The sequence below is a fragment of the Pseudomonas sp. FBCC-B35 genome (assembly GCF_059133755.1).
In genome coordinates this window covers 3,307,267-3,332,822 of the sequence record NZ_CP101439.1, presented here as the reverse complement: position 1 = coordinate 3,332,822, position 25,556 = coordinate 3,307,267, and the positions used below count along the sequence as shown (strand labels likewise).

The following is a 25,556-nucleotide window of genomic DNA, read 5'->3' as shown; positions in this document are numbered from 1 at the left end:
GCCGGGCTTTTTTCATTCTGCGTTCATCACGGTTTTTACATCCCTAATGCGTAAAACGGTGGTGGTAGAGCAGTTAGCGTATCGCGCCGTTGCTCTAATGCCTAATCCGGCACCTAGTAGCTCTTTGACCCTCTTGTGTAGCTCCTCGTCAACCGGCCGGCCCTGGTACTTGCCTGCCGCTTTCGCCTTCTGGATGCCCTGAGCCTGGCGCTCACGACGCTGCTCGTAATCCTTCCTGGCGATCGCCGCCATCATCTCCACCAGCATCGAGTTGATCGCGGCCAGCATCCGGCCGGTGAACTCGTCGCCTTGCGTGTCAAGCATACCCTGATGGCTGGTGGGCAGATCGAGCGCGACGATGCGCAGGCCCTTGGCGTCGATTGCACCCTTGAGCTTGGCCCAGTCGTCGGCGGGAAGGCGGGAGAGGCGGTCGATTGATTCGACCAAGAGCACGTCACCCTTGCGGGCATCCTTCAGCAGGCGCAGCAGCTCTGGCCGATCGGCAGCGGCGCCGCTGGCGTTCTCCAGGTACTTGCAGGCGACGACCTTGTTGTGGTCGCTGGCGAACTTTTCCAGGGACGCCCAGGCGCGACCAGCGTCTTGCTCGTCGGTGGATGCTCGGAGGTAGGCGCGGATGAACATAGTGCAACCTGTATCAGTTAGGGTGTTGTCCTAACACTGTTGCATTTTGGGTGGTACTTATCAAGCGAAAAGACTGATAACGGCTCGATTTGCCCGTATCAGCCTATGCATACATCGCGTAACATTCTCTGTTTCACCTATCGACATGATGAAGAGAAGGCTATGGCTATTAGGGATGAAGGAGAGGCGCGTGAGCAGCAGCGCCAAGAGCGAATTAGTCTCGCGAACAGGGAAAAGGAAATTGATAGCCTTCGTAAGCAACTCTCGGAGCGCGAGGCTTACATTGAGAAACACCTCCAGAACGAAAAGAAGCTCTTGGAAAGTCGAGAAAAGGAGCTCTTTACATCCCTTGAAAAACGAAATCAAGTGCTCTCTCATCATGAGCAATCCATCGTTCACCGCCAAGAATTAGCTGAGCGCGAGATTGCCGAGCAGCGTGCTAACCTTGCCGAAGAACGTAAGATAAGCGCTGCTCAACGGTATGAAATCGAAGAAATGCGCCGGGAATTATCAGTTGAGAAGCAGAGGCTTACCGATGCAAGTCAGGAAGCCCTGCAGGATAACTCGAAGCGATTTGTAGGTTCGGCGCTTTCACTACTCAGCAAAAAAGAGAGTCGATTTCATCTCATTTCTGGCATCTGGGCCGTCCTAGGAGCCGCATCTCTTCTGGGGGGCGTTGTCATTGCCATAGTGACGATGATCATTAGCTCCGATGGTTACCATCAGGCAGCCGGCGCTGGGCTGGGATATTATTTTTTCCACTTATTCCGCGGTTTGGTAGTCGTAGGTCTTTGCGGTGTCCTATCCAGATATTCCTTCGTTTTCAGCAAGTCCTACATGGATGAATCTTTGAAGATTGGAGAGAGGGCACACGCTATTCGTTTCGGGGAATTCTACCTCGATACATACGGGGCAAACGCTCAATGGAACGAGGTCAAGGAAGCGTTTGCTCACTGGAACATTGGCGGGCAGAGCCCCTTCTCTGGAGCCAATTCTGGGAATTTTGATCCTGCCGTTGCTGGCACTGCCACTAGGCTGGTCGAAAAGGCCATGGATACTACAGCCAACTTGGTGAAATCCCATAGCCACACTTGACGCTCTACGCCTTGTCTTGCGCCTCAATCGAGGCAGAGATGATCGCCCCGCCCCAGCGTCGCTCGCCAATGCAGATGGGAACGGGGTTGCCGCTGGCCGTTGTGTTCTTGGCACTGCCGAACGCGTACGACGGCAAGTTTTCAGGGGCGCCGCTTTGTGACAGCCCGTGTGCCTGGGGGCTTAGCATCTGCATCACGCCACCAGCAACGTTAGCCGCGCCGGCAGCGTACATAGCGCTAACAGCCGGCCCTGAGAAGTACCCAAGGGGATTGAAGTACGCTATGGCTATCAGGACTGCTCCGAGCACGGTCTGCAAAGTGCCACCGCGTTTGTTACCGCCAACGACGGGCACGATCCGAATCTCTCTGGCTCCGCCACGCTCGAAATCATCTTCGCCAACGTTCTTTCTGTTTCGGAAGATCGCAAACCGCATACCCAGGGCTTCCAGGCGCTTGATCTCCTGCTCAAAGCCTTCCAGCGTTGCTTTGAGGGCTCTGAAAACCTCCCAGGTGTTTTGGCTGTCCAGTAGATAATCCTTCTTGCGGAAGAACTTACGGATCAGCGGGCCGGAGAGGTAAACGGTGGTCCAAGCTTCGTTGTTTCGAACATGAGCAGCCATCATGGATTCTCCTTTGGGATTGGAAGGTGGACGCCAAGCCGGCGCGCCAGCATTTCGCGACTCTGCAGACCTTGGATGCGAATAGACCTCTCACGGTCGGGGTCGGGGTTCCAGGCCGCGCAGTGGCAGGCCGATGCTGCCTTTACGCCACGATAAGATCCACGCAGCAGGTCGGCCGATATGCGGGCCTCTTCCTCAGTGAAGAATGGGCCGTCTATCTCGACGTGCCGGCCTCGCTGCACACACTGCACACGCCACACGTCATAGCCGCTCACGGCTATCGGATTGACGGCGAAGTCGCCGACTTTGCAGGCTTCGGTGAATCGCTCCTGATAGCCGTTCATGCGTCAGCCCCCGCCTGCTGCTGCTTCGCACGTGCTTCCATTTCGGGCGTCACGCGCTGGGCTCCAGAAATCTCCAAAGGGATGGGCTTGAGCCAGGCAAACAGGGATTCCAAAGTGGCCAGTGGCTTGTTCCAAGACTCTGTTTCGCTGTCCAAGGATTCAATGCCTACTGCCGCCCGGATAACGTCTTTACCCAGTCGCATAGCGAGCAGTTGCACCTCTCTGATACCGATTGCCAGCCTGGCCAGCGTTAACACCGCCTCCTCATGTGCCACTGCGATGCCGGCGGCCGCGAGACTCTGCAGCTGCCCATTTTTCAGTCCACTGATTCTCGCGGGCCCGCGCAGAATCGCAGCGGCGATACGCGGCTCATTACCCAGGCGAATCTCGCCAATCAGTTCGGATTGCTCCGTCACATTCAGGCTGCGGACATACGCGCGGCACTCTGCGTCTAGACCTGCCTGAACCGTATCACCAACCGGCAGCGCTTGAACCGCTGTCAGCTTCTCTGAGGCAAATGTGTAAAAGTTTTCAGCAGTCTTGCTTAGTTCCGGCAATGCTGATCGAGCGCCCTCCGCGAAGTTGTTGAAGATCTCGCGCGAGCGACGAGCTTTGGCCTCTCGAGTCAGGTCGATGTTCTCCCGGACTTTCTCGGCGGCTTTCAAGGCCTCCGCGTGAAGGTCAAGAAGAGTCGTTTGAGAGCGCTGGAGGGCGACTACGTTTTGCCAAAGGCCCCAGTTTGTGCCGGGCATGTTTTTGTCACGGTACTGGGCGAAGTCGTTGACGATCGCGCTAGCGTAGCCAACGGACTGCGAGGTACCGACTGCGAAATTGAATCTCATTGATTTGCTCCTGTGTGGTGACAGTCAGCCGGCGCTTCCGCGAACAGCTGGGATAGGGTTTGCTGGCTTGCGTGTTCACCGCCGGAGGAGGCGGCACTCAACTCGTCCATGATCTTGCTGATGGCCATGACGGTTTGATCCTCGGTCATGTCGTCTACCTGCCTACGCAGGCCTTCAATGCGATTGCGTGCGCTCATTCCGGGCCTCCAAAGCGCGCTCATACAGGGATGCGGCGTGAGCCTCGATCGACGCGCCAGGAGGCGGCAGGCAGACGCGGATAGAGCAGGGGTGGGGGAAAGTCATGTCGAGGATGCCAGCCTGGCGCACGCGCCTCACACGCTCGGCCTGGCAGGTGTGCCGGATGATGGCCTCGGCGATTTCCACCGCCTGGTCGCTGGTCATTTCAGAAAAAGGGAAGAAGAAGGATTCAGGCATGTTCTCCAGTCGGTAGCTGAAGACGTGACCTGTGGTATCGGGCAGGTCCATTTCGCCGTCGGCGTGCACAGTGCTCAGCACGATCAGAGTGGCCGGCGGTTCCTCACCCCCGACACGGATGGTCAGCCGCTTGATCTCGGCGCGCAGTGCCTTGGCGCTCACGATTGCATCTCCTCAATGCGCTGGCGTAACTCTTCTACAGCTTTCTCCAGCTCTTCCACCTCAATGACTTTGGAGACGGCGCCCAGGGCAATGATCAAGTGGCGTCCTTGATCGGGCGGTAGATCCCCTGAGGCGATTGCTTTGAGGATGGAACGGGCAGCGCTGGGCAGATCGGTATCGTCCAGCTCGAATTGAACCGGTTCAGCGGTAGCCTTCACTGGCGGCACCAAGCGCTCTAGGATCAGCCGGCAGGCCTGCATATCACCCTTACGAGCGGCAGCCAGCACTTTCTTGGTGACCGCTTCGGCGCCCTCGGCCAGCTTCGCTCGGATGGCCTGCGTCTGCCCTGAGCGGCCGCCAGGGTTCCCCGAGTGTCCTTTCATGAATGTTCCGCGCGCGCTGCGTGCTGGCTGCTCATACGGCTCTTGCAAAGCCAGACTCCAAAGCGATGGCAGGCTTGTTCTCAGCCAGGGCAATCAGCAGGGCATTGGCTTCGATATGCCCCTGCTCAGCAGCAGCGCGCAGCCGCCCCCACGCCGCGGAGATCTCCGCTTTGGTGGGCTTGACCTGGTGTCCTCGGGGTTTGTTGGGCGTGGCCATAACTGGTCCTCTGTATGCGTCTCAGAGGTCACATTAGGGCTGATGTGAATACATATCCAGTGTTTTATGGGTGCACCTCAGGTGCTACACATAACGGGACACAACGGGACGAATGAGCCTGATTTCCGGTACTGTGAAAGCGGCGTTTTCGTTACACTATGTTAGTGACACCCTAAGTGATACGATTCGCCCAGTTACGCAGTTTTCGAGCTATACCCGGATTCGCACCGTTGGTGGAAACCTCGCGCCACGAAATTTCGAAGTTCAGTTTTGTGGCGCGCTCGTAACAGCCCGGATTCTCGGTAGCTAAATCCCCCGATTCTAGGGTATTTGCCGTCTGCTCAGCTTTGAGGACACCCTTGGCCACCACGTGAACGAATCGTTCACCCCTCCCAACTTTCCCCATTGGGGGATGTTCCCCCGGCGGGGGAGCACCCAGGCGGCTCGTGGAGTTCGATTTGAACTCTGACCCACACCCCACTGGGGGCTGGGCTTGATGCCGGAAGAAAATCCGGTATCTAGTGCCCCATCCGGCCTGGCTGCAGCGAAATGGGATTTCCTCACATCGAAGAAAAGGCAGGGGGTCGCACTTTGCTTGCCCTCTTAAGGCTCAAAGTGAGCCACGATCACTATGACCTGCTCCGGCCTGCTGTCAGGTCCAAGCGAGTCGAGACGCGCGAACAGAGCCGAATCGGATGATATGGTCTGTCTCGGCTGGCGATCTGGGCCGGAATCTCGGCTCAGCCCAACACAGGCAATCCCACCCAGGCCTTTTACGAGCTCGTCGCGAAAGGGCATCGGCTGGAGTCTCAGCCGATCTCCAGTGTGTCGATTCCCACGCGCTGGATCATGTCGAGTCGACTGATTTTGGTAGTTTCGGCGCGGTTGATCTCCCGAGGAATTGGGGCATCTCGATGCACTCAAATCTGAGCACCGCAGTCCTGGCGATGCCCTCAATCCTGAGGAGATCTGAGCAGCTTTGCTCACATCTTGCCGGACCGCTCCCAGAGATTCGTCCAGTTTTGGACGCATTGCCCGGTCCATCCACGCTTGTATACATCCTCAATCTGAGGAAGTGTGAGGGTGCCAGGCCTGAGGAAATAGGCCTGGCTGACGTTTTCAGCCACGGGCATCTCGCCCAGGCTCGTCCTCCGCTACCCGGGAGCCTACTGGTGGGCGAGCAGGAAGCGCTGCACGTCGTCGATCATGCCTCTCACCTGGTCAGCCGTGAACTCGTCAGGCTTGCCGTGAGCGGCGCTGTTGCGAATCGCAGCGAGGGAGGTGATTTGCTTTTTCTGGTTGGCGTTGTAAACGCCGGCTTTGGCGAGGTCGTCGTTCATTTTGTTGAGACTGCCGAGTCCAATTTCGTGCGTGGTGCATAGGTCTCGCAGTGCTGTCTCGAGAACCACGCCTGCAATCACCGCCGCCGCGGTGCGATAGCCGTTATTTAGTAGCTCCTCAGCCTGCTCGAGCTCGTTGGAGAACACCTCCGCCTGAACAATATTTCGGAAGGAAGCTAGGTAGCCGCCTTCGAAGTCTTCTTTTGTCGCAAGAAAAACAGCTGTCATGCGTCTCAGGCGACTGCCGGCAGATTCCATCATTATCGGCTTTTCCGCATCGATGAACATCTGCAGATGGCTAGATGCTTGTGTCCCAAGCCGCTCAAAAAGCGATTTGACTTTCACGCCCCAGCTAAGGAGCGCATCAGGATCGAGGACCTCTACTTTGCCGCCTCCATAAGGGTTATCTCGAATCACAATGGACGTTTGTAACTGCTCCAATTGATCGGTCAGTTCTAGAAACCTTTTTTTGAACAGTGCTGTCATGGGGCGCCCTTCCTTGAGTGAGGCTGGATGTTCGCTCGGATTAACCGGTGCGGCAAGGCACCAAGCAATTAATCAATCTTGCGGGGCCGCAATTTTTTTTCACCCTGCCACTTGCGTTTGTACTAACGGTGATCCATTATGGCTTATCGTTAGTACAAACGGAGGTGAAGATGACTAGGGAAAATCAGCCAGCAGCACCGAAGACGAGCACAGAGCGCCAGAAGGAGTACAAGGCCCGCAAGCTCGCAGACGGCTTCAAGCACACCAGCATATGGATTCACACTGAAACGGAGCAGGAAGGGCGCCAGGCGGCGCTGGACGGCAAGCCACTGAAACCCCAAAGGAGCAAAGACCCCATAAGCTGGGCGATCGGGTGGTTGAACGAGAAGGGTAAGCAGTAAAGGGTCGGATTTCCCGACATTTTGAAGGTGGCCAACCCGGTGCGCTAACACCGGGAGGGCCTATCACACGACGACCGTTGAGGGACACGTCATGCAACCTATGCAAGATACCAGCACAACGCAACAACACCAAGCGTCCGCATCATCGGCGGGTTCGATTGAGCGCCGGAAGGCCTATGCAACCCACCTGGTCAAGACGGCCCTGCGCTATGCCGATGACGCCGAGATGTGCCAGATCATCAGTGCAGTGGAGCACCAGGTGGCCGCGATGCTTGCCAGTCGGTTCAATCCCGGCCTGAACGACGCGAGCTATGAGGTCTATCGCAAGTTCTGGTTGAAAGGGGGTGCGAAATGAACCGCCTACTCCAGCCGGCAGTGATTGAGGGCGAAGTCTTGGGCCAAGCGGTCCTGGATGCGCGTGATATGGCCTACATGAACTTTGCCAGGCAGGAGCACGCCAAGCTGGCCAAGATTCTCCTCAAGTTCGTGATCCCTGCTATGGGTGGATACGAAAATGAGATGGCCAGCGACATAGCGCGGCACCTCGAGCAGATCCAGACCTTTAGCGGCAATTACTGCTGGACGCATCGCCACCTGGGTGCATCGCACGGCGTAGTTGGTGAATCTGCTGCGGACGGGGGTGTGGTATGAGCATCCTGCGAATTACTCGGAAGCAGTATCGCCAGCTCGCTGAGCTGGCCAAGCAGAATGGCGTCGGATTGTCCTTGGACACTTTCACTAACATGGGGCAGAGCTGGGGGCTGTACAACAGTTTTGCGCAGTCGATCGTCCGCGATGCCGCAACTGATCAGCAATGCTACGACGAGCGTATCGTCATCAAGCTGGCAACCAGCATAAATGCTGCCTCACTGCGCTCAGCCACACGGCCGGAGCTGGACTGGGCGGCACTTGAAGACGACGAGATCTATTCGTTCATCCTTCAACATGAGATCGGACACCATGTGGATAATTTTCGAGGGTGGGACCTCTTCGAGATTTCCGATCTGGAAGTGCGCGACCAGTGTCATCGCGTGCTCAGCCGCGTGAATGAGATGCTGGCCGACCGCTACGCGTGGGCTCAGATCAGGCCAGGAGAGTCAGTGCCACTAGGAGAGGCAGGGAAGCGTATGGAGGAGGTAATGCACGCTGACCTGGCGCTTCTCAGTAAACATATGCCGCGTATCCGTCGCAAACCTCGGGTTCTGCCAGGTGGGCAGTACACGTCGATCCCTGCATCCATGCTGTCTAGCGCCGACTTGGCAGCATTCGTCGGCCCGGGCGTGTCACCGGCACTTATCGAGCGGCAACGCATTCGCCGGCGAGACAGTCGCGGTCGCGCAAGATAGACCGGAGAGCTGAAACTCAGCTCAGTACTAAGCGTCGCTGTGGGCACTACCCTGATCCGGGGTGGTGCCCTTTTTGTTGAGTGCCAGATGGTCCAGAGCTGGTCCATCGCGTCGCCGCTCTAACCCTGCGGTGCGCGTATTTGATACCCCTGGGGGTGGTAAATTATAAAGACTGGGAGTTTTTCCGTTCACAGACTCCCAGCAAACTCAGTAAACGCGGCAGACGACTAGGAAAAAATCCCAGTCGCTTGCAAGGCGCGCAACAAAACCGGACGCAACCGGAAAGTGGTATGGGAAAAAATCCCAGTCGATGGCGGAAAAAATCCCACCGAAAAAATCGAAATCAGGTGAACTTGAATGGCGCCGGGCCTGGGGATACTTCGAGGTTTTTACCGGGGCATTCGTCAATGTATGCCCAGGCGAGCGCATACAGCGCGCACTGAGCCATACCAGGCTCCCTACCACCCTTCCTGTAGGTGCGAGTTCGGATAATCAGACCTGCGTCGATCAGCTCCTGCAGTGCTGATGCTAGCGTTTTGGCATCCATCTTACGCCCCTCGGCCATCATCTCGACAGTGCACGCCAGATCGCCATTGTTGCGCCCGTTGTAGTGCCGCCCAAGCTTGATCAGGACGGTAACCGCCTTGGGGCTTAGGTTGTCGAATGCTGGGTGCATGAGCAGTCGATGGGGCAGGGCGAACACCCGCCCCCCAAAGTCGACCTTGTACTGTTTCTTTCTTGCCATTCGGCGGCTCACACCAAGAAGCCGGAGGCACGATGGAGTTCGCGCCTCCAGCCGCTGCCTCAGTCGATTTCCTTGTTCAGGATGTACAGCCCTACCCTGTGAGGGCGCCGGCCCGGCGCTGCCGCCTGGTAGCACCACCGGGTCAAGATGCCCCAGCCCTGGCGCCTAAGGTGCCGGATCGTGGAGGGTGGGTGGACGATATCCAGCGCCTGCGCCGCCTGGATGGACGACACAGGGCCCTTGCGCAGTGCGGCGATCATCCGCAAGGCTTGAGCATTCGTGGAGTGGTTGTCAGGCAGATCAGCATCTGCGATAGTTTCGGCCGTCATACAGGCTCCTTTCGGTTGGGGTCGGGCCCAGGTGGTGGTGGTGCACTGCCTGGGCAATTTCTCTCCTCGTCTCCATTCCTTCGCTATGCCTTGCGGCCATCAGTCGCTGCAACCCCCTCAAGCAGACGCCCAAGGTAGTGCTGACTTGTGGCGGCAGCCTTTGCCGTTGAGCTGGCTAACTTCCTGACTTCCTGCGCGCTGCCATAGCCGCCGGCGATCATCCGCATACCCGAAGCCAAGAGGCTGAGCATTGCGTGGGCTTCGTCCAAGGCTTCTCGCAAGTCGTCATAGGTGGGCCGGTAAGGGGTAGCGCCCGATGCGGGCGAATGGATAGAATCGAGGCGCTGCGGGCTATCTCCAGATTGTTTTGCGGCACGCTGGGCCAGTGCCTCTAACACTGGCTCGGCACCACCCTTCACCAACGTCAGCTCTGGCGTTCGCTTGTCGCGAGCCATCAGCGCCCACCAGCCTTTGCCGCGCGCTCAATGAACGCTTTTAGCTCCGTCATCAGTGCCAGGCGGCGGCGCCCGATCTTGAATGTTTTCAACTCGCCGGAAGCGATGAACTCATACGTGGCTGACCGGGAAATGCCCAAGATCCGACCAGCTTCCTCAACGCCCACCGAGAGCGGGACAACCTGTTGTGCTTGTTCCATATCTGTCTCCAAGGTGCCAACTGGCAGCTGCCAGGCATTGCTAGGCTACCTCGCTCATTTCTAACGTGCAAGCAAATGCTAAACAATTGAAGATTTGCTTGGATTGACATGGAATTTCGCGTCGCGCAAGCTGTAGCCATCTGGTCAGATGATCTGATCTAAATCGGCAAGGTTCAGGTGACGGATGGCAACCAAGACAAGCAAGCGGACAGGTGAAACCAGTACGACAGTTAGCGTTGGGGTTCGAATTGACCCGAAAATCAAGTTTTCTCTCGATGTAATGGGTCGAATCCAGAAGCGCTCTCTTACAGCGGTCATAGAGTGGGCCATATCGAATGCAATAGCGCAGCAATCCATAAAGCCTAATGGGCCAAGCGTGGCAGATATAGTAGAAGATGTTTGGTCAACTGATGAGTCTCTGAGGTTTATAAATCTTTGCTTCTCAGCGCCAGAGGTTTTGACTTATGACGAAATGCGGATTTGGGATACGATAAAATTTACCGGTTTTTTCTGGATAAAAGAAAATTGCCCAATTTTAAAGAATTACTTTGTTTTCGACGCTTTCATGAGAAACTGGGAAGACCTCAGAAAGCATGTAGATAAGCATAAAAATTCGGCAACCATCGTGCCTTATGACCCATTTGACGTCGATATGGATTTCTAAATTAGCTCCACTGCCGCCGCTTTGCTGTCTGGCGCAAGGTGGGCATAGCGCAACGTCATCTTGATGTCCGAGTGTCCCAACAGGTCGCGCACCGTGTTGAGCGGCACACCGGCCATCACTAGGCGCGATGCGAAGTCGTGCCGCATATCGTGCCAGCGGAAGCCGGTTATCCCTGCACGTTCCAGCAGTCCGAGCCACGCGCTTTTGACGTCCTCGAGCCGTCCTCCATCAGATGACGGGAATACGAATCCCGACTTCTTTCGGCATTCCCCCTGCCAAACCTGAAGAGTTTCGAGAGCCTCCTTGTTCAAGGGAATGTGGCGAGTCTCATTGGTCTTGGTTGTATCGCCGATAATAGTAAGTGTCTTGGTCGCAAAGTTCACTCTTGGCCATTCGAGGTTGAATAGCTCGCCGCGGCGGATACCGGTGTTAAGTGATACAAGTACCATTGGCTTTAGATGGTCAGTGAATACCCGGCCTGCAAATGAGGGGAGCAGCTTCCGGCCCCTAGCATTTCGCCACGTATTGGCGCTCTCGCGATCTGCCCGGGCTTCATCTTGACGATCGTCCAGGGCCTTGCGCAGTTGTTGGTTCTCATCAGCGCTCAGGTAGCGCACCACCCCCTTGCTGTCGACCTTCAGCTGCTTGAGTTTGGCCATGGGGTGGGTGATGATGATTTCCCATTCCACCGCTCGACTGAATACACCGCTGATGCTGCCCATCTTCCGATTTACTGTCGCCGGCTTGTTGCCGGACTGCAGCCAAGCCGTGCGGATCTGCTCGAGATCGCGGCCGGTGATGGCGTCGATGCGCTGGGGCATGATTGTTTCGAAGTTGTTGGCCAGCGTGTGGGCGGTCTTCTCGTAGCCCCGGTGATGCGCCTTGAACCAAGGCAGATAGGTGTCGGTGATGAAGTCGCGCAGAGAGGGCAGGGCGGCTCCTCGACGCCCCTGCGAGACGGCGGTGGGCTCGCCGTGCTTACGGGCCTCAGCAAGGTACTGAGTCGCTTCCTGACGGGCCTGCTCGATGGTGAGGATACCCACCCGGCCCAGGGTTTTCTTGCGGCCCCTGGCCCAAGTCACTACATAGGACCTCGCCCCCGCGGCGGTCACGCGCACGAAAAGCCCGGTGATGATAGTGTCGTGCACTTCGTACTCGCGACCTGTGACCTGCAGGCCGGCCAGCAGCTTGGCGGTGAGCTTTTCTTTCACTTCGTCCCCATGGGTGCATTGTGGGTGCAGAAATGAATATACGGTGGCGTCTGGTCGGACGCAACTGGACGAAAAGCCAAGCAAATAAGGGCTTAGTCCAGTTGCTGTGGTGGTCGCAATGGCCCTCCTAAGGGGAAGGTTGCAGGTTCAAATCCTGCCTGGGACGCCATTTCTCCCCAGTGCCTCCAGCACTCCGTTCTCCTGCGCCAATCGCCCGTTACAAATCTACGCCTTAAGACGTATTTCAGCCCTACGCCCGTACCCCTATGCTTGCCCCGTCAAAGGCCACCCTCACTGGGCGCGCGCCGTCTCTGTCCACCTTCAGCAGCCCTTGGACTGGGGCGCAGTTGCTGGTTATCCAGGAGTTTGCATGAACCAGCACGTCACCCCCGTGCCCACGGGCTTTACCCAGGAGCAGCTGCACACGCTCTATGACCTGATCAGCGACGGTATTTGGGACTGGGATGCCAACACGGGTTATGTCTATCGCAATCCTGGCTGGTACCTCATGCTTGGCTATGGGCCTCACTCGCAGGAAAACTCGGTATTGACCTGGGAGCGGTTGATCCACCCCGACGATTTCCAGCGTGTCATGGCCCACTTCGATGCCTACATCCATCAGCGCAACGAGCGTTACCTGGTCGAGTACCGGTGCCGCTGCGCCGACGGCAGCTACCTGTGGGTCGAGGACAGTGGGTACGTCATTGCACGCAATCCGGACGGCTCGGTGGCACGCATGCTGGGTGCCCATCGCAACATCGACAGCGGCAAGCGGCAACTGGCGCAGCTTGAGCGGCGCAACCAATCGCTGGAATGCCTGGTCGCCGAGCGCACGCGCGAATTGTCCTGGGTGAACGAGCAGCTCCAGCGCCAACTGGACGAAAACCGCGAGCTTGCCGAGCGTGATTCCCTGACGCGCATCGCCAACCGCTATCGGTTGGAGAATGTGCTCAAGCAGGAGTGCGAGCGGGCTCAGCGCTTTCGCCAGCCGCTGTCGATCATCGCCATGGACATGGATGACTTCAAGCCTATCAACGACCAATACGGCCATGCGCAGGGGGACGCCGCCTTGGTTCGCGTAGCCGAGGCATTGCGCTCACGCCAGCGCACTACCGACTTGCTGGCGCGTTGGGGGGGTGATGAATTTGTCCTGGTCCTGGCCCAGACGAGCCTGGAGCAAGCCTGCGCCTGCGCCGAACAACTGCGCGAGGTGGTAGCGCAGTTGGAGCCCATTGGCGAGTGTCGATTGACCTTGAGCTACGGCGTGGTGCAGTGGCGCGAAGACGACGACCCGCACAGTCTGCTGGCGCGCGCCGATCAGGCGCTTTACCGGGCAAAGGGCGCAGGCAAGAACGCCGTCGCCCAATGACCTGGCTGACCCAGGCTGCGGCAAGGGTCAGATGTGCAGTGCGTGGCCCAGCGCGCGCAGGGCGGCCTCCTGGACCGCCTCGCCCAGGGTTGGGTGGGCATGAATCGTGCCTGCCACATCTTCCAGCCGCGCGCCCATTTCCAATGACTGGGCAAAGGCAGTGGACAGTTCGGAGACAGCCACGCCTACCGCTTGCCAACCCAGCACGAGGTGGTTGTCGCGGCGTGCCACCACCCGCACAAACCCCGTCTTGGACTCCAGGCTCATGGCCCGCCCGTTGGCGGCAAAGGGGAATTGCGCCACGATGCAGTCCAGCCCTTGCGCCACCGCCTGATCAGGGGTCAGGCCAGCGACGACCACTTCCGGGTCGGTGAAGCACACCGCAGCGATCGCAGCCGGCTCGAAGCGACGTGGCTTGCCAGCGATGCGTTCGGCGACCATTTCGCCTTGGGCCATCGCCCGGTGCGCCAGCATCGGCTCGCCCGCCACGTCACCAATGGCCCACACGTTGCGCATGCTGGTCTGGCACTGCGCGTCGATGGCAATCGCCGCGCCATTCATGCGCAGGTCCAGGCATTCGAGGTTAAAACCTTGGGTGCGCGGGCGCCTGCCGGCCGCTACCAGTACCCTGTCGGCATCAAGGCGCAGGGGCGAGCCTTCGCTATTGCGGGCCACCAGCGTGCCTTGCTCATAGCCTTCCACCTTGTGGTCGAGGTAAACGGCGATGCCGAGCTTTTTCAGCGACTCGGCCACGGGGGCGGTGAGCTCGGCGTCGTAGGTGGGCAACACCCGTTCGCGGGCCTCCACCACACTCACCTGCGCACCCAGCTTGCGGTACGCAGTGCCCAGTTCCAAACCGATGTATCCGCCACCGACCACCACCAAATGGCGCGGCACCGTAGTGGGCGTCAGTGCCTCGGTCGATGAAATGACGGCGTCCCCCAGCGGCAGCATGGGCAGCTCAATGCTGCTCGAGCCCGTGGCCAGCAACAGGTGCTCGCAGCGGATGCGCTGGTCGTCGACCTCCACGTGCTTGCCGTCGAGCAACTTCGCCCAGCCCTGGATGACCTTGACCCCGTGCTTTTTCAGCAGGGCGGCTACACCGGTGGTCAGCCGGTCGACGATACCGTCTTTCCATGCAACGCTCTGATGAATGTCCAGCTCGGGGGAGGCTACGCGGATGCCAAGTTGGGAGCCCTCGGCAAACCGGGTGACTTGATGGAACTGCTCGGCTACATGAATCAAGGCTTTTGACGGAATGCAGCCGATGTTCAGGCACGTTCCGCCCAGCGCTTGCCCTTCGACCAGGACCGTAGGTATGCCCAGCTGGCTGGCGCGGATGGCGGCCACATAGCCGCCGGGGCCGCCGCCGATGATCAGCAGCGTGGTTTCGATGATCGGTTGCATGCTCACTCCACAAACAGGCAGGCGGGTTGTTCCAGCAGGCTTCGCACGGCCTGGATGAACAGCGCGGCGTCCATGCCATCGACCACACGGTGGTCGAACGAGCTGGACAGGTTCATCATCTTGCGCACCACGATCTGGCCGTCGATGACCACGGGCCGCTCGACCATGCGGTTGACGCCCACGATGGCCACTTCCGGGGTGTTGACCACTGGCGTGCTGACGATGCCGCCCAGTGCGCCGAGGCTGGTCAGGGTGATGGTCGAACCCGACAGTTCTTCGCGGCTGGCCTTGTTGGTGCGAGCGGCATTGGCCACACGGGCGATTTCCGCTGCATTGGCCCACAGGTTGCCTGCCTCGGCATGGCGCAGCACCGGCACCATCAGGCCGTTGTCCCCTTGGGTCGCGATGCCGACGTGCACCGCGCCATGGCGGGTGATGACCTGTGCTTCGTCATCGTACGTAGCGTTGATCTGTGGAAAATCACGCAGTGCCACGACCAGCGCACGGACCAGGAACGGCAGCAGGGTGAGCTTGCCGCGGTCTTGGCCGTGCTTGCCGTTGAGCTGCTGGCGCAGCGCTTCGAGAGCAGTGACGTCGATTTCTTCGACGTAGCTGAAGTGGGCCACGCGCCGTTTGGCGTCCTGCATGCGCTGGGCGATCTTGCGCCGCAAGCCGATTACCGGGACTTGCTCGCTGTCGGTGCGCTTGCCGTAGCCGCTTGGCGCTTGCTCACCGGTGCGTTGGGGCTGGCTGAGGAAGGCATCGAGGTCTTCATGCAGGATGCGCCCGGCAGGGCCGCTCCCATGCACATAACGCAGCTCGATGCCGGCATCCAGCGCGCGTTTGCGCACCGCGGGCGAGGCGAGGGGTTTGTCGCTGGCCTGGCGGGGCGCCAGCGGTGCGGCCGGGCGGTTGGCCGGGGGCGTCAGCGTGGCCTGCGCGGGTTGTTCCTGTGCAGCCTGCTTGGGGGCTTCGCTGGCAGGTGGTGTTTCGGCGGCCTTGGCCTGCGGGGCGTCCACATGGTTGCCGTTGCCCTCGACCTCGATGCGGATCAGCTCGCTGCCAACCGACATCACTTCACCAGGCTGGCCGCCCAGGGCCATAACCTTGCCACTGACCGGGGAGGGGATCTCCACCGTGGCCTTGTCGGTCATGACATCGGCCACGACCTGATCCTCGGCGATCAGGTCGCCCACCTTGACGAACCACTCGACCAACTCAACCTGCGCGATGCCTTCGCCAATGTCCGGCATCTTGATGACATGCGTGCCCATTCAGACCTCCATGACCTTTTTCAATGCCGCACCCACCCGCGATGGCCCTGGGAAATACGCCCACTCCTGTGCATGGGGGTAGGGCGTGTCCCAACCGGTTACGCGCTCGATGGGCGCCTCCAGGTGATGGAAGCAGTGCTCTTGCACCAGCGCGACCAGTTCGGCGCCGAACCCGCAGGTTCGCGTGGCCTCATGTACCACCACGCAGCGGCCGGTCTTCTGCACCGAGGCGACGATGGTTTCCAGGTCCAGCGGCCACAGGCTGCGCAGGTCGATCACCTCGGCATCGACGCCTGTCTCTTCGGCCGCGACCTGGGCGACATAGACCGTCGTGCCATAGGTGAGGACCGTGACGTCGTTGCCGGGCCGGGTTACCACTGCCTTGTCCAGGGGCACGGTGTAGTAACCGTCGGGCACGGCGCTTTGGGGATGCTTGGACCATGGCGTCACAGGACGGTCGTGGTGGCCATCGAAGGGGCCGTTGTACAGGCGCTTGGGCTCAAGGAAGATGACCGGGTCATCGCACTCGATCGAGGCAATGAGCAGCCCCTTGGCGTCATAGGGGTTGGACGGCATGACGGTGCGCAGCCCGCACACCTGGGTGAACATCGCTTCCGGGCTCTGGCTGTGGGTCTGGCCACCATAAATGCCCCCGCCACATGGCATGCGCAGGGTCAGCGGCGAGATGAACTCGCCAGCAGAGCGGTAACGCAGCCGCGCCATTTCCGACACGATCTGGTCCGAGGCTGGATAGAAATAATCGGCGAACTGAATCTCCACCACCGGCCGCAAGCCGTAGGCACCCATGCCCACCGCCGTGCCGACGATGCCGCTTTCGGAAATCGGGGCATCGAACACCCGCGATTTGCCGTACTTGTTCTGCAGGCCCTCGGTGCATCGGAAGACGCCGCCGAAGTAACCGACGTCCTGGCCATACACGACCACGTTATCGTCGCGCTCGAGCATGATGTCCATGGCCGAGCGCAGGGCCTGGATCATGGTCATGGTGGTGGTGGCCATGGCGGTTTCCGGGTTGATGCTGTTGTTATGATCGTTCATTTCAGACCCCCAGTTCCTGACGTTGGCGACGCAGGTGGTCCGGCATTTCCTTGTACACGTCCTCGAACATCGAAGCGGCACTGGGGATGTGTCCGTTGGCAAGGGTGCCGTACTGCTCGGCTTCCTTCTGCGCGGCGATCACGGCAGCCTCGAATTCGGCCGTGGTCGCCTGATGTTCTTCTTCGGACCAGTGGCCGATCTTGACCAGGTGCTGCTTCAGGCGAGCGATCGGATCGCCCAGCGGGAAGTGGCTCCAATCGTCCGCAGGGCGGTACTTGGACGGATCATCGGACGTGGAATGCGGGCCAGCACGGTAGGTGACCCACTCGATCAGGCTGGGGCCGAGGCCGCGGCGTGCGCGTTCGGCTGCCCAGCGCGAGGCCGCGTAGACGGCCACGAAGTCGTTGCCGTCCACGCGCAACGAGGCGATGCCACAGCCCACGCCGCGGCCGGCGAAGGTGGTGGACTCGCCGCCAGCGATGGCCTGGAACGTGGAAATCGCCCACTGGTTGTTGACCACGTTGAGGATGACTGGGGCGCGGTAGACGTGGGCGAAGGTAAGGGCGGTGTGGAAGTCCGATTCGGCGGTGGCACCATCGCCGATCCAGGCCGAGGCGATCTTGGTATCGCCCTTGATGGCCGAGGCCATGGCCCAGCCCACCGCTTGCACGAATTGGGTCGCCAGGTTGCCGCTGATGGTGAAAAAGCCAGCCTCGCGTACCGAATACATGATTGGCAACTGGCGGCCCTTGAGCGGATCACGCTCGTTGGAGAGCAGTTGGCAGATCATGTCCACCAGCGAAACGTCACGGGCGATCAGGATGCTTTGCTGGCGATAGGTCGGAAAGCACATGTCGGTGCGGTTCAGCGCCAGTGCCTGGGCACTGCCGATGGCTTCTTCGCCCAGGCTCTGCATGTAGAAGGACATCTTCTTCTGGCGCTGGGCGACGACCATGCGGCTGTCGAAGATCCGGGTCTTGAGCATGGCGCGCATGCCCTGACGCAGTACCTGGGGGTCAATGTCCTCGGCCCAGGGGCCTTGGGCATTGCCCTGTTCATCCAGCACGCGCACCAGGCTGCCGGACAAGTCGGCGGTATCGGCGGCTTCTACGTCGATGGGCGGTTTACGGACCTGGCCGGCGTCATTCAGGCGCAGGTAGGAAAAATCGGTCTGGCAGCCTGGCCGGCCGGTAGGCTCGGGCACATGCAGGCGCAGGGGGGCGTACTCGTTCATGCTGTTTACGCTCGCTCGGGTATTTGTTTTTGTGAGCTTTGAAGCGGTCGCTGCTGAGTGCCGGCTCGTGACCAGCAGGTCAGCGTTAACTACATGTTAGTTGCCTCGGCGCAGAATATTTCTCTCTAGTTGATTGCCTTTGGCGAGCAGGCCAGATAAACATTTCGCATAAACACAAAAAACCGGTGATTTTGTCTCATGCGCAAACTCGATCGTACCGATATCGGCATTCTCAACAGCCTTCAGGAAAACGCCCGCATTACCAACGCCGAGCTGGCACGTTCGGTCAACCTGTCGCCTACGCCCTGTTTCAATCGGGTGCGGGCCATGGAGGAGCTTGGCGTCATTCGCCAGCAGGTCACGCTGTTGTCGCCCGAGGTGCTGGGGCTGGATGTGAATGTATTCATTCATGTGAGCCTGGAAAAACAGATAGAGCAGGCATTGCACCGCTTCGAGGAAGAGATCGCCGAACGGCCCGAGGTCATGGAGTGCTACCTGATGACTGGCGACCCGGACTACCTGCTGCGTGTGCTACTGCCCAGCATTCAGGCACTGGAGCGGTTTCTGGATTACCTGACCCGCCTGCCGGGCGTTGCCAACATTCGTTCCAGCTTCGCGCTCAAGCAGGTGCGCTACAAGACAGCCCTGCCGTTACCGGCAAACGGTATGACCTTGCGCGAATGACTGCTGTCCAAGTTCGTCGGTGCCCTGTGGCGTGGCCTGACCCGTCTATCACCTGGCCACGGACGAGGGACTATTCGATTTTGCAGCACGGGGCCTGCAACGCCTGTCGTAAGCCTTTATTCTGCACGTACCACTGCCAGCTCAACCCGGGAGCCGAAGGGATTTATGCGCACTATCTGGAAGCCGTTTCAGTCGTTGTATTTCGCTGCATTGATGATGTTGATCGGCTCGGGCCTGCTCAGTACCTACCTGGCGCTGCGCCTGGCTGCCGACAACGTCGATAGCCTGTGGGTCGGTGCCTTGATGGCGGCCAACTACTTCGGCCTTGCCGTGGGCGGCAAGGTCGGCCACCGGCTCATCGGCCGAGTAGGGCATATACGCGCCTATGCCACCTGCGCCGGGATCGTCGGCGCCGCCGTGCTTGGGCATGGCCTGACCAACTGGCTGCCGGCCTGGGTCGGGCTGCGGATGATCGTGGGCCTGGGCATGATGTGTCAGTACATGGTCATCGAAAGCTGGCTCAACGAGCAGGCGGACGTGAAGTACCGGGGCGCGGTATTCAGTGGGTACATGATCGCGTCCTACCTGGGCCTGGTGTTGGGTCAGCTGATACTGGTGGTGCACCCTGAGCTGGGGCTTGAGCTGCTGATGCTGGTCGCGATGTGCTTCGCCTTGTGCCTGGTGCCAGTGGCCATGACCCGCCGCATCCACCCTGCGCCGCTGCGTCCGGCCCCCATGGAGCCGAAGTTCTTCATCAAGCGCGTACCGCAGTCGCTCAGTACCGTACTGGGTTCGGGTTTGATCGTCGGGTCGTTCTACGGCCTTGCTCCGCTGTATGCCGCCAGCCAGGGCCTGAGCACCGAGCAGATCGGTCTGTTCATGGGCTGCTGCATCTTCGCAGGGCTGGTGGTTCAGTGGCCGCTGGGCTGGTTGTCGGACCGTTACGACCGTGCGGTACTGATTCGCAGTGTCGCAGTGGGGCTGGCTGTGACCGCCGCGCCGCTGGCGATCCTGCCCGCCGTGCCGCTGGAGTTGCTGTTCGCCATGGGCTTTGTGGTGTCGCTGTTGCAGTTCAGCCTGTACCCGCTGGCCGTGGCTTTTTCCAACGACCACGTGGAGAGCGAGCGCCGCGTTTCGCTGACTGCCATGTTGTTGGTGACTTACGGCGTGGGGGCGTGCATCGGCCCACTGGCTGCTGGCGTGCTGATGAAAGTGCTGGGGGTGCAGATGTTGTACGCCTTCTTCGTATTCTTTGCCCTGGTGCTGGTCTGGCGCATCCGTCCAAAAGCCGTTACTGGCCTGCACCAGGTCCAGGATGCCCCTCTGGGCCACGTCGCCATGCCCGCCGCCGGCTCGCCTCTGTCGGCAGCGCTGGACCCACGTGTGGATGAGCAGACCGTGCAGGATGTGATGCAGACACCGGTAGCGGCCGAGGATACGGAGGAGACCGAGAAAGACAGCGAGTCGCCGCAGGAGGAGCTTCAGGGGGACAAGCCGGTTTGAATGTGGGGGAAGTTTGGGACAGCTGCTTGAGCATGAAATCAGAGACATGCGCTGTTGCTGTTGCTGTTGCTGCTTCTAAGCGCGCGGTAGCCCAGGCGCCGCAGATCGCGACTTCAGGAGGCCGAGCGCAGGGCTTGCGCAGGGAGGTGACAGGCATGGATGCCTGTCAAGCGCTGGGCCCCAGGATGGGGCCTGCAGCGCGGTCCTCCCGGAGCAAGCCCGGAGCGAGGGAACCCCGGAGCGCAGCGCAGGGGCCGTATGATAGGAGCAGGCGGTTTTTGCTTACTTTTTGACAAGACAAAAAGTGAGCCGCCGTAAGGGCGGAAGGGTGACTGCGCGCCACCCTCGCCAATGAATACCTACACTGTTTTAAGCGCCCATACCCACGCTTTAAAACTCAGTGATAGCACCCAAACTGCTGAAAGGCCGCGGGGGCCAAACCGCCAGCTGCAAATCAATAATCGTCCTTATCAAACCGCCGCGCCTCACGCTGCAGCTGATAGACAAAACTCTCCACCTTGCGCTGGGCAGGCCCACTGAGGTTATGAAAACGAACCCCAGCAAACGTGGTATTGATGCGCTCTTCATAATGCAGATGGCGCAGCTCGACCATGGTATCCACCAACCCAAGCGGTGCGCCGGCCTTGAAGCGTTCATAGACCTGACCCAGCTGCAGGCGATCCTCGACATTACCGTCAAAGCGCAGCTTGCACCCGGTAGCTGACACATCCAGCAACTTGCCACGCAAGGCACCATTGCCCTTGAGGTGCGTGCCATCAAGCATGATGTCCACCAGCTGCGACAGCTTCAGCGCGGCACGAAATGCGTTGCGGCGCTGGTGGTAGGTCATCTCCAGTGGCAGGCCGCCGCGATAGCAGCGATGGCCGTCCACTTCGCTGATGCGCAAGCCGTGGGTGCATTCCCAGGCGATGCGCACACCATCATGAAAGCCTTCCACCCGGAAATGCTCGCCGTTTTCGATGAATTTCTCACCGTCGCGGGGGATCAGCTCGTCAAGCGCCAGCACATTGTTTTCCCGATCGACGTCCACCACGTAACTCTGGAAGCGATGGCCTCGGTCATGGAAGGTGATGATCAGGGGGTCGTGACTTTCCTGGAGCTGCCGTAAATTGGCCGCAATTTCCAAGGGTGTGCTCAGCACCTTGGGCGGTTGCGGGGCATCGGATTCATTGAACACGGCTTGACGTTCTCCAGGCAAAAGCGACACAGGCAATTAACAGCATTTTGCCAGTATGTGCCGTGCCTTGATAGGGAAATCACACTTGGCTGAGGGCGCGCGGCTTGGTCAGGGGCGAGGTGCTGCCGCGGCTGTTGTAGAGCGAGGGTGAGTCACCGCCCATGAGAATGCGTACCTGGTTGTTGGTGACCTGTTGCTGAACCTGAATGATACGGCCGTTGGTCAAGTTGACCTGCTGACATTCATCCATCAACTGCGCCAGCGTATCGAGTCGCTCCAGCATCACGTCACCGTGCGGCGATTGCGCCGCCACCGCCTGTACGCCGGCGCGGTCTGCGCTCAGGCCCAGGTCGGTCAGCAACTGGCCACGGCGCTGGCCGTGTTGTTCGAGCAGGATGATCAGTGACTGTTTGCGCGCCAGGATCTGCTCGAGCAACTGCATGTCGCGACCGTGCAGCGCGACGGCCTCGTTCTGCAGCAGCTCGAGCAGCTCCTGCATGGGGGCGATGTCTTGTTCGATCAGTTGCAGCAGCGTGGTGTCATGCATGGCTAACTCCCGGTTTTCAAGCGTCCATTGAAGTCAGCGCACCCGACGGTCAACGCTGTGCTTCGAAATCAAGCAGCTTGCTGGCGACCCGGCCGGCATCAACCTGGTAGCTGCCGTCGGCAATGGCCTGTTTGAGCTGGGCTACCTTGGCGCTGTTGACGACGGGTTCATCGCGCAGCTTGTCGCTGATCTTTTGCAACTGCTGGGCCTCTGGGCTCAGGTGTACGGCTTCTCCGCTTGCACCCGCGCCCTTTACTGTTTCCTGGCTGGCGGCCGGCTTTTCAGTGCTGCCAGGGGCATTGCTGCCGCGTACGCCGCCGGTGACGGCCGGGGAATTATTCAAACGACTGAAGTCGATGACCATGATCAGAAAACCTCTGGGTTTATGGACGCTTGCCTTGTTTTCGGCCAACTCACGATAAACTTTAGGCACAAATGCGTGGCTGTCTTGAGCGACAGCCTGTTACCCGTTTTCTGACACAGTCTAAAAAAAGCCGTTCCCGTGCGCCAGCGGCTTTCGCCCACTGGCTTACATGCTCACCTCGACCTGGCCCGGGCCTGTCACCATGGCCTTGACCACGCGTTTGGAATTGAGGTTGCGCACCCGAATCTGCTCGCTGATGCCGCCTTTGCTCAGCGCCTCGCCAGGCATGCGTACGCTCAACGTGCCGCTGCGGGCAACGATCACCACATGATCGCCTTTGCGCACCACCTCCGCCTGCTCCAGGTGCTGAGGCGTCAGCACCTGATCCATCACCGTCGGGCGCAGCATCTTCATGCCGACCGCCTGGCCCATATCGGTCAGAAACCCTTGGCCCAGCGTGCCGACGTCCCGTTCGCGCAGGGCCACATCACCTTCGCTCACCACGTTGTCCCGTCGCAGCGGGCGGGTGACCACGACCACCTCGCGGAACAAGCGAACAGTGGCGGGCACGAACACGGTCCAAGGCGCCGCGCCGTCGCAGCGCACACGCACCGTCACCCGCCCCAGCGGCACGCTCGGGCTTTCCAACGAGGCGTCGAGCGCCTGGCTGCACAGGGGCATGCGCAACCGTGGGTCCAACGGGTTGACCTGGATCTCGTAGCGGCCGGCCGTTTGGGTCGTGGCGAGATAATCTTCGACGGTGAACTCAAGAAACCCCTGGGTGACACCGATAAGCTGTTCAGGCATGGTGAACGCGTCCGCCCAGGTGCGAACCGGTACCAGCAGGCACAGTGCGGCCAGCAAGCCAGCCAGCAGGCGCGTCAATCGTCGGGAAACTGTCGTTTTCATGTACATGGCGCTCAAAAAAGCAAAGCCCGTGCCGACTTCTTGAGTGAGTGGCAACGAATGGCTGACAGGTAAGGAGTTCGGCATGGCGGGGGTTATGGATTCGGTCAACCAGCGCACACAGCTGGTAGGGCAGAATCGCCTGGAACTGCTGCTGTTCCGCCTCAACGGCGAACAGCTTTATGGCATCAACGTTTTCAAGGTCAGGGAAGTGCTGCAATGCCCTGCGCTGACCATTCTGCCCAAGGCGCACCCGGTAGTGCGCGGCGTCGCCAACATTCGCGGCGCGACGATCCCGATCCTTGACCTGTCGATGGCCACCGGCCTGCGCCCGTTGCAGGAGGACACGCGCAGCAGTTTCGTGATCATTACCGAGTACAACACCAAGACCCAGGGCTTCCTGGTGCACTCGGTCGAGCGCATCGTCAACATGAACTGGGAAGAAATCCATCCGCCACCCAAGGGGACCGGCCGCGATCACTACCTGACGGCAGTCACTCGGGTGGACAACCGCATGGTCGAGATCATCGACGTGGAGAAGGTGCTGGCCGAGGTCGCGCCGTCTTCGGAGTCGGTGTCGGCGGGTGTGGTGGACGCCGAGGTGCAGGACAAGGCCGTGATGCTGCGGGTGTTGACCGTCGACGATTCGTCGGTGGCACGCAAGCAGGTCAGCCGCTGCCTGCAGACCGTCGGCGTCGAGGTGGTGGCGCTCAATGACGGTCGCCAGGCCTTGAACTACCTGCGCCAGTTGGTGGACGAAGGCAAGAAGCCCGAAGAAGAGTTTCTGATGATGATTTCCGACATTGAGATGCCGGAAATGGACGGCTATACCCTGACAGCGGAAATTCGCAGCGACCCGCGCATGCAAAAGCTGCACATCTGCCTGCATACTTCCCTGTCCGGGGTGTTCAACCAGGCGATGGTCAAGAAAGTGGGCGCCGATGACTTCCTGGCCAAGTTCCGGCCGGATGATCTGGCCCAGCGCGTGGTTGACCGGATCAAGGCAGCGCATTGAAAGGCGCCGGGGTTCGCCCCGGCCACAGTGATTGAAAAGAGGCGGCAGCAGTGTCTACGGGTAATTTGGATTTCGAACAGTTCCGGGTATTTCTGGAAAAAGCCTGTGGCATCTTGCTGGGCGAGAATAAGCAGTACCTGGTGTCCAGCCGCCTCAACAAGTTGATGGAGCAGCAGGGCATCAAGAGCCTGGGCGAGCTGGTGCAGCGCATTCAGGCGCAGCCGCGTGGCGGCCTGCGCGAGCAGGTGGTCGACGCCATGACCACCAACGAAACCCTGTGGTTTCGCGATACCTACCCGTTCGAGGTGCTCAAGAACAAGGTCATCCCCGAGTTCATCCGCAACAACCCCGGCCAGCGCCTGCGCATGTGGTCGGCGGCGTGCTCGTCGGGCCAGGAGCCGTACTCCATCTCCATGGCCATCGACGAGTTCGAACGCAGCAACCTGGGCCAGCTGAAAATGGGCGCGCAGATCGTTGCGACCGACCTGTCGGGCACCATGCTCAACAACTGCAAGACTGGCGAATACGACAGCCTGGCGATAGCCCGCGGCTTGTCGGCCGAGCGCCTGCAGCGCTACTTCGACCCCAAGGGGCCGGGGCGCTGGGCCATCAAGCCGGCGATTCGCAACCGGGTGGAGTTCCGCTCGTTCAACCTGCTCGACAGCTATGCGAGCCTGGGCAAATTCGACATCGTGTTCTGCCGCAACGTGTTGATCTACTTCTCGGCCCAGGTCAAGAAAGACATCCTGCTGCGCATCCACAGCACGCTCAAGCCGGGCGGGTATCTGTTCCTGGGCGCATCCGAAGCCCTCAACGGCCTGCCGGATCATTACCAGATGGTGCAATGCAGCCCGGGGATCATCTACCAGGCCAAGTAGGCCTGAGTCGTATATGGCGCTGACAAGACGTCTTGTCAGCGGCCTTCACTGAGTCGGCCCTGCCGCTGACGTCAAATTTTTGTTTTGCCGCTCAAGTGCGCTTCTTTTTGCCGCTTGTGGCCATTCGGCCACGTGCGGTTTGCCGCTTTTCTGGCATCGCGCCCCTGCGAGCAGGGCTGCAAGGCCTTGAATCCGGGCTTTG

General features: G+C 59.8%; 33 protein-coding genes. 11 read left to right on the top strand and 22 right to left on the bottom strand.

Going from position 1 to position 25,556, the window contains the following annotated elements; genetic code table 11:
* Window positions 1-12: 12 nt before the first annotated feature.
* Window positions 13-642, bottom strand: coding sequence for a recombinase family protein (locus NMB38_RS15095; RefSeq protein ID WP_494354826.1), 630 nt, complete (start codon window positions 640-642; stop codon window positions 13-15).
* 105 nt (window positions 643-747) lie between these two features.
* Here NMB38_RS15095 and NMB38_RS15090 point away from each other — a divergent pair, with 105 nt between their 5' ends.
* Window positions 748-1,737 carry a hypothetical protein gene (locus tag NMB38_RS15090; protein WP_494354825.1) on the top strand — a complete coding sequence of 330 codons (990 nt, stop codon included), beginning with the start codon at window positions 748-750 and terminating at the stop codon, window positions 1,735-1,737.
* A gap of 4 nt (window positions 1,738-1,741) precedes the next feature.
* Here NMB38_RS15090 and NMB38_RS15085 read toward each other — a convergent pair whose 3' ends face one another.
* The 8 genes from NMB38_RS15085 to NMB38_RS15050 all read right to left on the bottom strand — a co-directional run bounded on the left by NMB38_RS15085 (window position 1,742) and on the right by NMB38_RS15050 (window position 6,565).
* Window positions 1,742-2,356 carry a tail assembly protein gene (locus tag NMB38_RS15085; RefSeq protein ID WP_494355083.1) on the bottom strand — a complete coding sequence of 205 codons (615 nt, stop codon included), beginning with the start codon at window positions 2,354-2,356 and terminating at the stop codon, window positions 1,742-1,744.
* On the bottom strand, window positions 2,356-2,700 hold the full coding sequence (locus NMB38_RS15080; RefSeq protein ID WP_392485399.1) for a hypothetical protein: 345 nt from the start codon (window positions 2,698-2,700) through the stop codon (window positions 2,356-2,358). The genes NMB38_RS15085 and NMB38_RS15080 overlap by 1 nt, the downstream gene beginning before the upstream one ends.
* Complete coding sequence (locus tag NMB38_RS15075; protein ID WP_494354824.1) at window positions 2,697-3,542, bottom strand: hypothetical protein; 846 nt, start codon at window positions 3,540-3,542, stop codon at window positions 2,697-2,699. Before NMB38_RS15075 ends, NMB38_RS15080 begins: the two co-directional genes overlap by 4 nt.
* Window positions 3,539-3,691 carry a hypothetical protein gene (locus NMB38_RS15070; protein WP_392485397.1) on the bottom strand — a complete coding sequence of 51 codons (153 nt, stop codon included), beginning with the start codon at window positions 3,689-3,691 and terminating at the stop codon, window positions 3,539-3,541. The genes NMB38_RS15075 and NMB38_RS15070 overlap by 4 nt, the downstream gene beginning before the upstream one ends.
* Window positions 3,692-3,716: 25 nt before the next feature.
* Window positions 3,717-4,139 carry a hypothetical protein gene (locus NMB38_RS15065; RefSeq protein ID WP_494354823.1) on the bottom strand — a complete coding sequence of 141 codons (423 nt, stop codon included), beginning with the start codon at window positions 4,137-4,139 and terminating at the stop codon, window positions 3,717-3,719.
* Window positions 4,136-4,522, bottom strand: a complete 387-nt coding sequence (locus NMB38_RS15060) for a hypothetical protein (RefSeq protein ID WP_326383844.1) — start codon at window positions 4,520-4,522, stop codon at window positions 4,136-4,138. Before NMB38_RS15060 ends, NMB38_RS15065 begins: the two co-directional genes overlap by 4 nt.
* A gap of 31 nt (window positions 4,523-4,553) precedes the next feature.
* A complete protein-coding gene (locus tag NMB38_RS15055; RefSeq protein WP_019750388.1) occupies window positions 4,554-4,739 on the bottom strand; it encodes a hypothetical protein in 186 nt (61 codons plus the stop codon).
* A 1,166-nt stretch (window positions 4,740-5,905) separates the two neighbouring features.
* Window positions 5,906-6,565 (bottom strand): DUF4145 domain-containing protein, encoded by a 660-nt coding sequence (locus NMB38_RS15050; protein ID WP_494354822.1) that lies wholly within the window; start codon window positions 6,563-6,565, stop codon window positions 5,906-5,908.
* 170 nt (window positions 6,566-6,735) lie between these two features.
* Here NMB38_RS15050 and NMB38_RS15045 point away from each other — a divergent pair, with 170 nt between their 5' ends.
* From NMB38_RS15045 to NMB38_RS15030, 4 genes are all read left to right on the top strand, one after another.
* Window positions 6,736-6,966 carry a hypothetical protein gene (locus tag NMB38_RS15045; RefSeq protein ID WP_494355082.1) on the top strand — a complete coding sequence of 77 codons (231 nt, stop codon included), beginning with the start codon at window positions 6,736-6,738 and terminating at the stop codon, window positions 6,964-6,966.
* A gap of 100 nt (window positions 6,967-7,066) precedes the next feature.
* The gene (locus tag NMB38_RS15040; protein ID WP_494354821.1) at window positions 7,067-7,321 is read left to right on the top strand and encodes a hypothetical protein; all 255 of its coding nucleotides are present in this window, start codon (window positions 7,067-7,069) and stop codon (window positions 7,319-7,321) included.
* A complete protein-coding gene (locus tag NMB38_RS15035) occupies window positions 7,318-7,617 on the top strand; it encodes a hypothetical protein (protein WP_494354820.1) in 300 nt (99 codons plus the stop codon). The genes NMB38_RS15040 and NMB38_RS15035 overlap by 4 nt, the downstream gene beginning before the upstream one ends.
* Window positions 7,614-8,312 carry a hypothetical protein gene (locus tag NMB38_RS15030; protein ID WP_494354819.1) on the top strand — a complete coding sequence of 233 codons (699 nt, stop codon included), beginning with the start codon at window positions 7,614-7,616 and terminating at the stop codon, window positions 8,310-8,312. The genes NMB38_RS15035 and NMB38_RS15030 overlap by 4 nt, the downstream gene beginning before the upstream one ends.
* A gap of 343 nt (window positions 8,313-8,655) precedes the next feature.
* Here NMB38_RS15030 and NMB38_RS15025 read toward each other — a convergent pair whose 3' ends face one another.
* The 4 genes from NMB38_RS15025 to NMB38_RS15010 all read right to left on the bottom strand — a co-directional run bounded on the left by NMB38_RS15025 (window position 8,656) and on the right by NMB38_RS15010 (window position 10,041).
* Entirely contained in the window at window positions 8,656-8,988 is a 333-nt protein-coding gene (locus NMB38_RS15025) for a helix-turn-helix domain-containing protein (protein WP_019750393.1), read from the bottom strand.
* 128 nt (window positions 8,989-9,116) lie between these two features.
* On the bottom strand, window positions 9,117-9,386 hold the full coding sequence (locus NMB38_RS15020) for a helix-turn-helix domain-containing protein (RefSeq protein WP_494354818.1): 270 nt from the start codon (window positions 9,384-9,386) through the stop codon (window positions 9,117-9,119).
* Between the two features lie 83 nt (window positions 9,387-9,469).
* Complete coding sequence (locus tag NMB38_RS15015) at window positions 9,470-9,841, bottom strand: hypothetical protein (protein ID WP_494354817.1); 372 nt, start codon at window positions 9,839-9,841, stop codon at window positions 9,470-9,472.
* Complete coding sequence (locus NMB38_RS15010; RefSeq protein WP_494354816.1) at window positions 9,841-10,041, bottom strand: helix-turn-helix domain-containing protein; 201 nt, start codon at window positions 10,039-10,041, stop codon at window positions 9,841-9,843. Before NMB38_RS15010 ends, NMB38_RS15015 begins: the two co-directional genes overlap by 1 nt.
* 184 nt (window positions 10,042-10,225) lie before the next feature.
* Here NMB38_RS15010 and NMB38_RS15005 point away from each other — a divergent pair, with 184 nt between their 5' ends.
* Window positions 10,226-10,705: a hypothetical protein gene (locus tag NMB38_RS15005; RefSeq protein ID WP_494354815.1), complete on the top strand. Its 480-nt coding sequence runs from the start codon at window positions 10,226-10,228 to the stop codon at window positions 10,703-10,705.
* Here the strand turns inward: NMB38_RS15005 and NMB38_RS15000 are convergent.
* Window positions 10,702-11,916, bottom strand: a complete 1,215-nt coding sequence (locus NMB38_RS15000; protein ID WP_494354814.1) for a site-specific integrase — start codon at window positions 11,914-11,916, stop codon at window positions 10,702-10,704. The genes NMB38_RS15005 and NMB38_RS15000 overlap by 4 nt on opposite strands.
* Window positions 11,917-12,286: 370 nt before the next feature.
* Between NMB38_RS15000 and NMB38_RS14995 the strand changes: the two genes are divergently transcribed.
* Complete coding sequence (locus tag NMB38_RS14995) at window positions 12,287-13,285, top strand: sensor domain-containing diguanylate cyclase (RefSeq protein ID WP_028688021.1); 999 nt, start codon at window positions 12,287-12,289, stop codon at window positions 13,283-13,285.
* Between the two features lie 27 nt (window positions 13,286-13,312).
* Here the strand turns inward: NMB38_RS14995 and lpdA are convergent, their stop codons facing one another.
* The 4 genes from lpdA to NMB38_RS14975 are packed head-to-tail and all read right to left on the bottom strand — an operon-like array spanning window position 13,313 to window position 18,259.
* Entirely contained in the window at window positions 13,313-14,692 is a 1,380-nt protein-coding gene (gene lpdA, locus NMB38_RS14990; RefSeq protein ID WP_059183742.1) for a dihydrolipoyl dehydrogenase, read from the bottom strand.
* Window positions 14,693-14,694: 2 nt separating this feature from the next.
* Window positions 14,695-15,966 (bottom strand): dihydrolipoamide acetyltransferase family protein, encoded by a 1,272-nt coding sequence (locus NMB38_RS14985; RefSeq protein WP_027915927.1) that lies wholly within the window; start codon window positions 15,964-15,966, stop codon window positions 14,695-14,697.
* Window positions 15,967-17,025 carry an alpha-ketoacid dehydrogenase subunit beta gene (locus NMB38_RS14980; RefSeq protein ID WP_027915928.1) on the bottom strand — a complete coding sequence of 353 codons (1,059 nt, stop codon included), beginning with the start codon at window positions 17,023-17,025 and terminating at the stop codon, window positions 15,967-15,969.
* Between the two features lies 1 nt (window position 17,026).
* Window positions 17,027-18,259 (bottom strand): 3-methyl-2-oxobutanoate dehydrogenase (2-methylpropanoyl-transferring) subunit alpha, encoded by a 1,233-nt coding sequence (locus NMB38_RS14975; RefSeq protein WP_027915929.1) that lies wholly within the window; start codon window positions 18,257-18,259, stop codon window positions 17,027-17,029.
* 198 nt (window positions 18,260-18,457) lie between these two features.
* Here NMB38_RS14975 and bkdR point away from each other — a divergent pair, with 198 nt between their 5' ends.
* Both bkdR and NMB38_RS14965 read left to right on the top strand, forming a co-directional pair.
* Window positions 18,458-18,943, top strand: coding sequence for a Bkd operon transcriptional regulator BkdR (bkdR, locus tag NMB38_RS14970; RefSeq protein WP_023533792.1), 486 nt, complete (start codon window positions 18,458-18,460; stop codon window positions 18,941-18,943).
* 165 nt (window positions 18,944-19,108) lie between these two features.
* Window positions 19,109-20,446: an MFS transporter gene (locus tag NMB38_RS14965; protein WP_494354813.1), complete on the top strand. Its 1,338-nt coding sequence runs from the start codon at window positions 19,109-19,111 to the stop codon at window positions 20,444-20,446.
* Between the two features lie 454 nt (window positions 20,447-20,900).
* On the opposite strand, the gene NMB38_RS14960 is transcribed toward NMB38_RS14965, so the two are convergent.
* The 4 genes from NMB38_RS14960 to flgA form a co-directional block, all read right to left on the bottom strand.
* Window positions 20,901-21,644: a flagellar brake protein gene (locus NMB38_RS14960; RefSeq protein WP_027915931.1), complete on the bottom strand. Its 744-nt coding sequence runs from the start codon at window positions 21,642-21,644 to the stop codon at window positions 20,901-20,903.
* Between the two features lie 79 nt (window positions 21,645-21,723).
* Window positions 21,724-22,191 (bottom strand): flagella synthesis protein FlgN, encoded by a 468-nt coding sequence (locus NMB38_RS14955; RefSeq protein WP_027915932.1) that lies wholly within the window; start codon window positions 22,189-22,191, stop codon window positions 21,724-21,726.
* Between the two features lie 49 nt (window positions 22,192-22,240).
* Window positions 22,241-22,555, bottom strand: coding sequence for a flagellar biosynthesis anti-sigma factor FlgM (flgM, locus tag NMB38_RS14950; RefSeq protein ID WP_023533930.1), 315 nt, complete (start codon window positions 22,553-22,555; stop codon window positions 22,241-22,243).
* Window positions 22,556-22,720: 165 nt separating this feature from the next.
* Window positions 22,721-23,470: a flagellar basal body P-ring formation chaperone FlgA gene (gene flgA, locus NMB38_RS14945; protein WP_110607044.1), complete on the bottom strand. Its 750-nt coding sequence runs from the start codon at window positions 23,468-23,470 to the stop codon at window positions 22,721-22,723.
* A gap of 76 nt (window positions 23,471-23,546) precedes the next feature.
* Here flgA and NMB38_RS14940 point away from each other — a divergent pair, with 76 nt between their 5' ends.
* Together NMB38_RS14940 and cheR are read left to right on the top strand one after the other, a co-directional pair.
* A complete protein-coding gene (locus NMB38_RS14940) occupies window positions 23,547-24,476 on the top strand; it encodes a chemotaxis protein CheV (RefSeq protein WP_023533940.1) in 930 nt (309 codons plus the stop codon).
* Window positions 24,477-24,526: 50 nt separating this feature from the next.
* On the top strand, window positions 24,527-25,354 hold the full coding sequence (gene cheR, locus NMB38_RS14935; protein WP_023533991.1) for a protein-glutamate O-methyltransferase CheR: 828 nt from the start codon (window positions 24,527-24,529) through the stop codon (window positions 25,352-25,354).
* Window positions 25,355-25,556 lie beyond the last annotated feature (202 nt).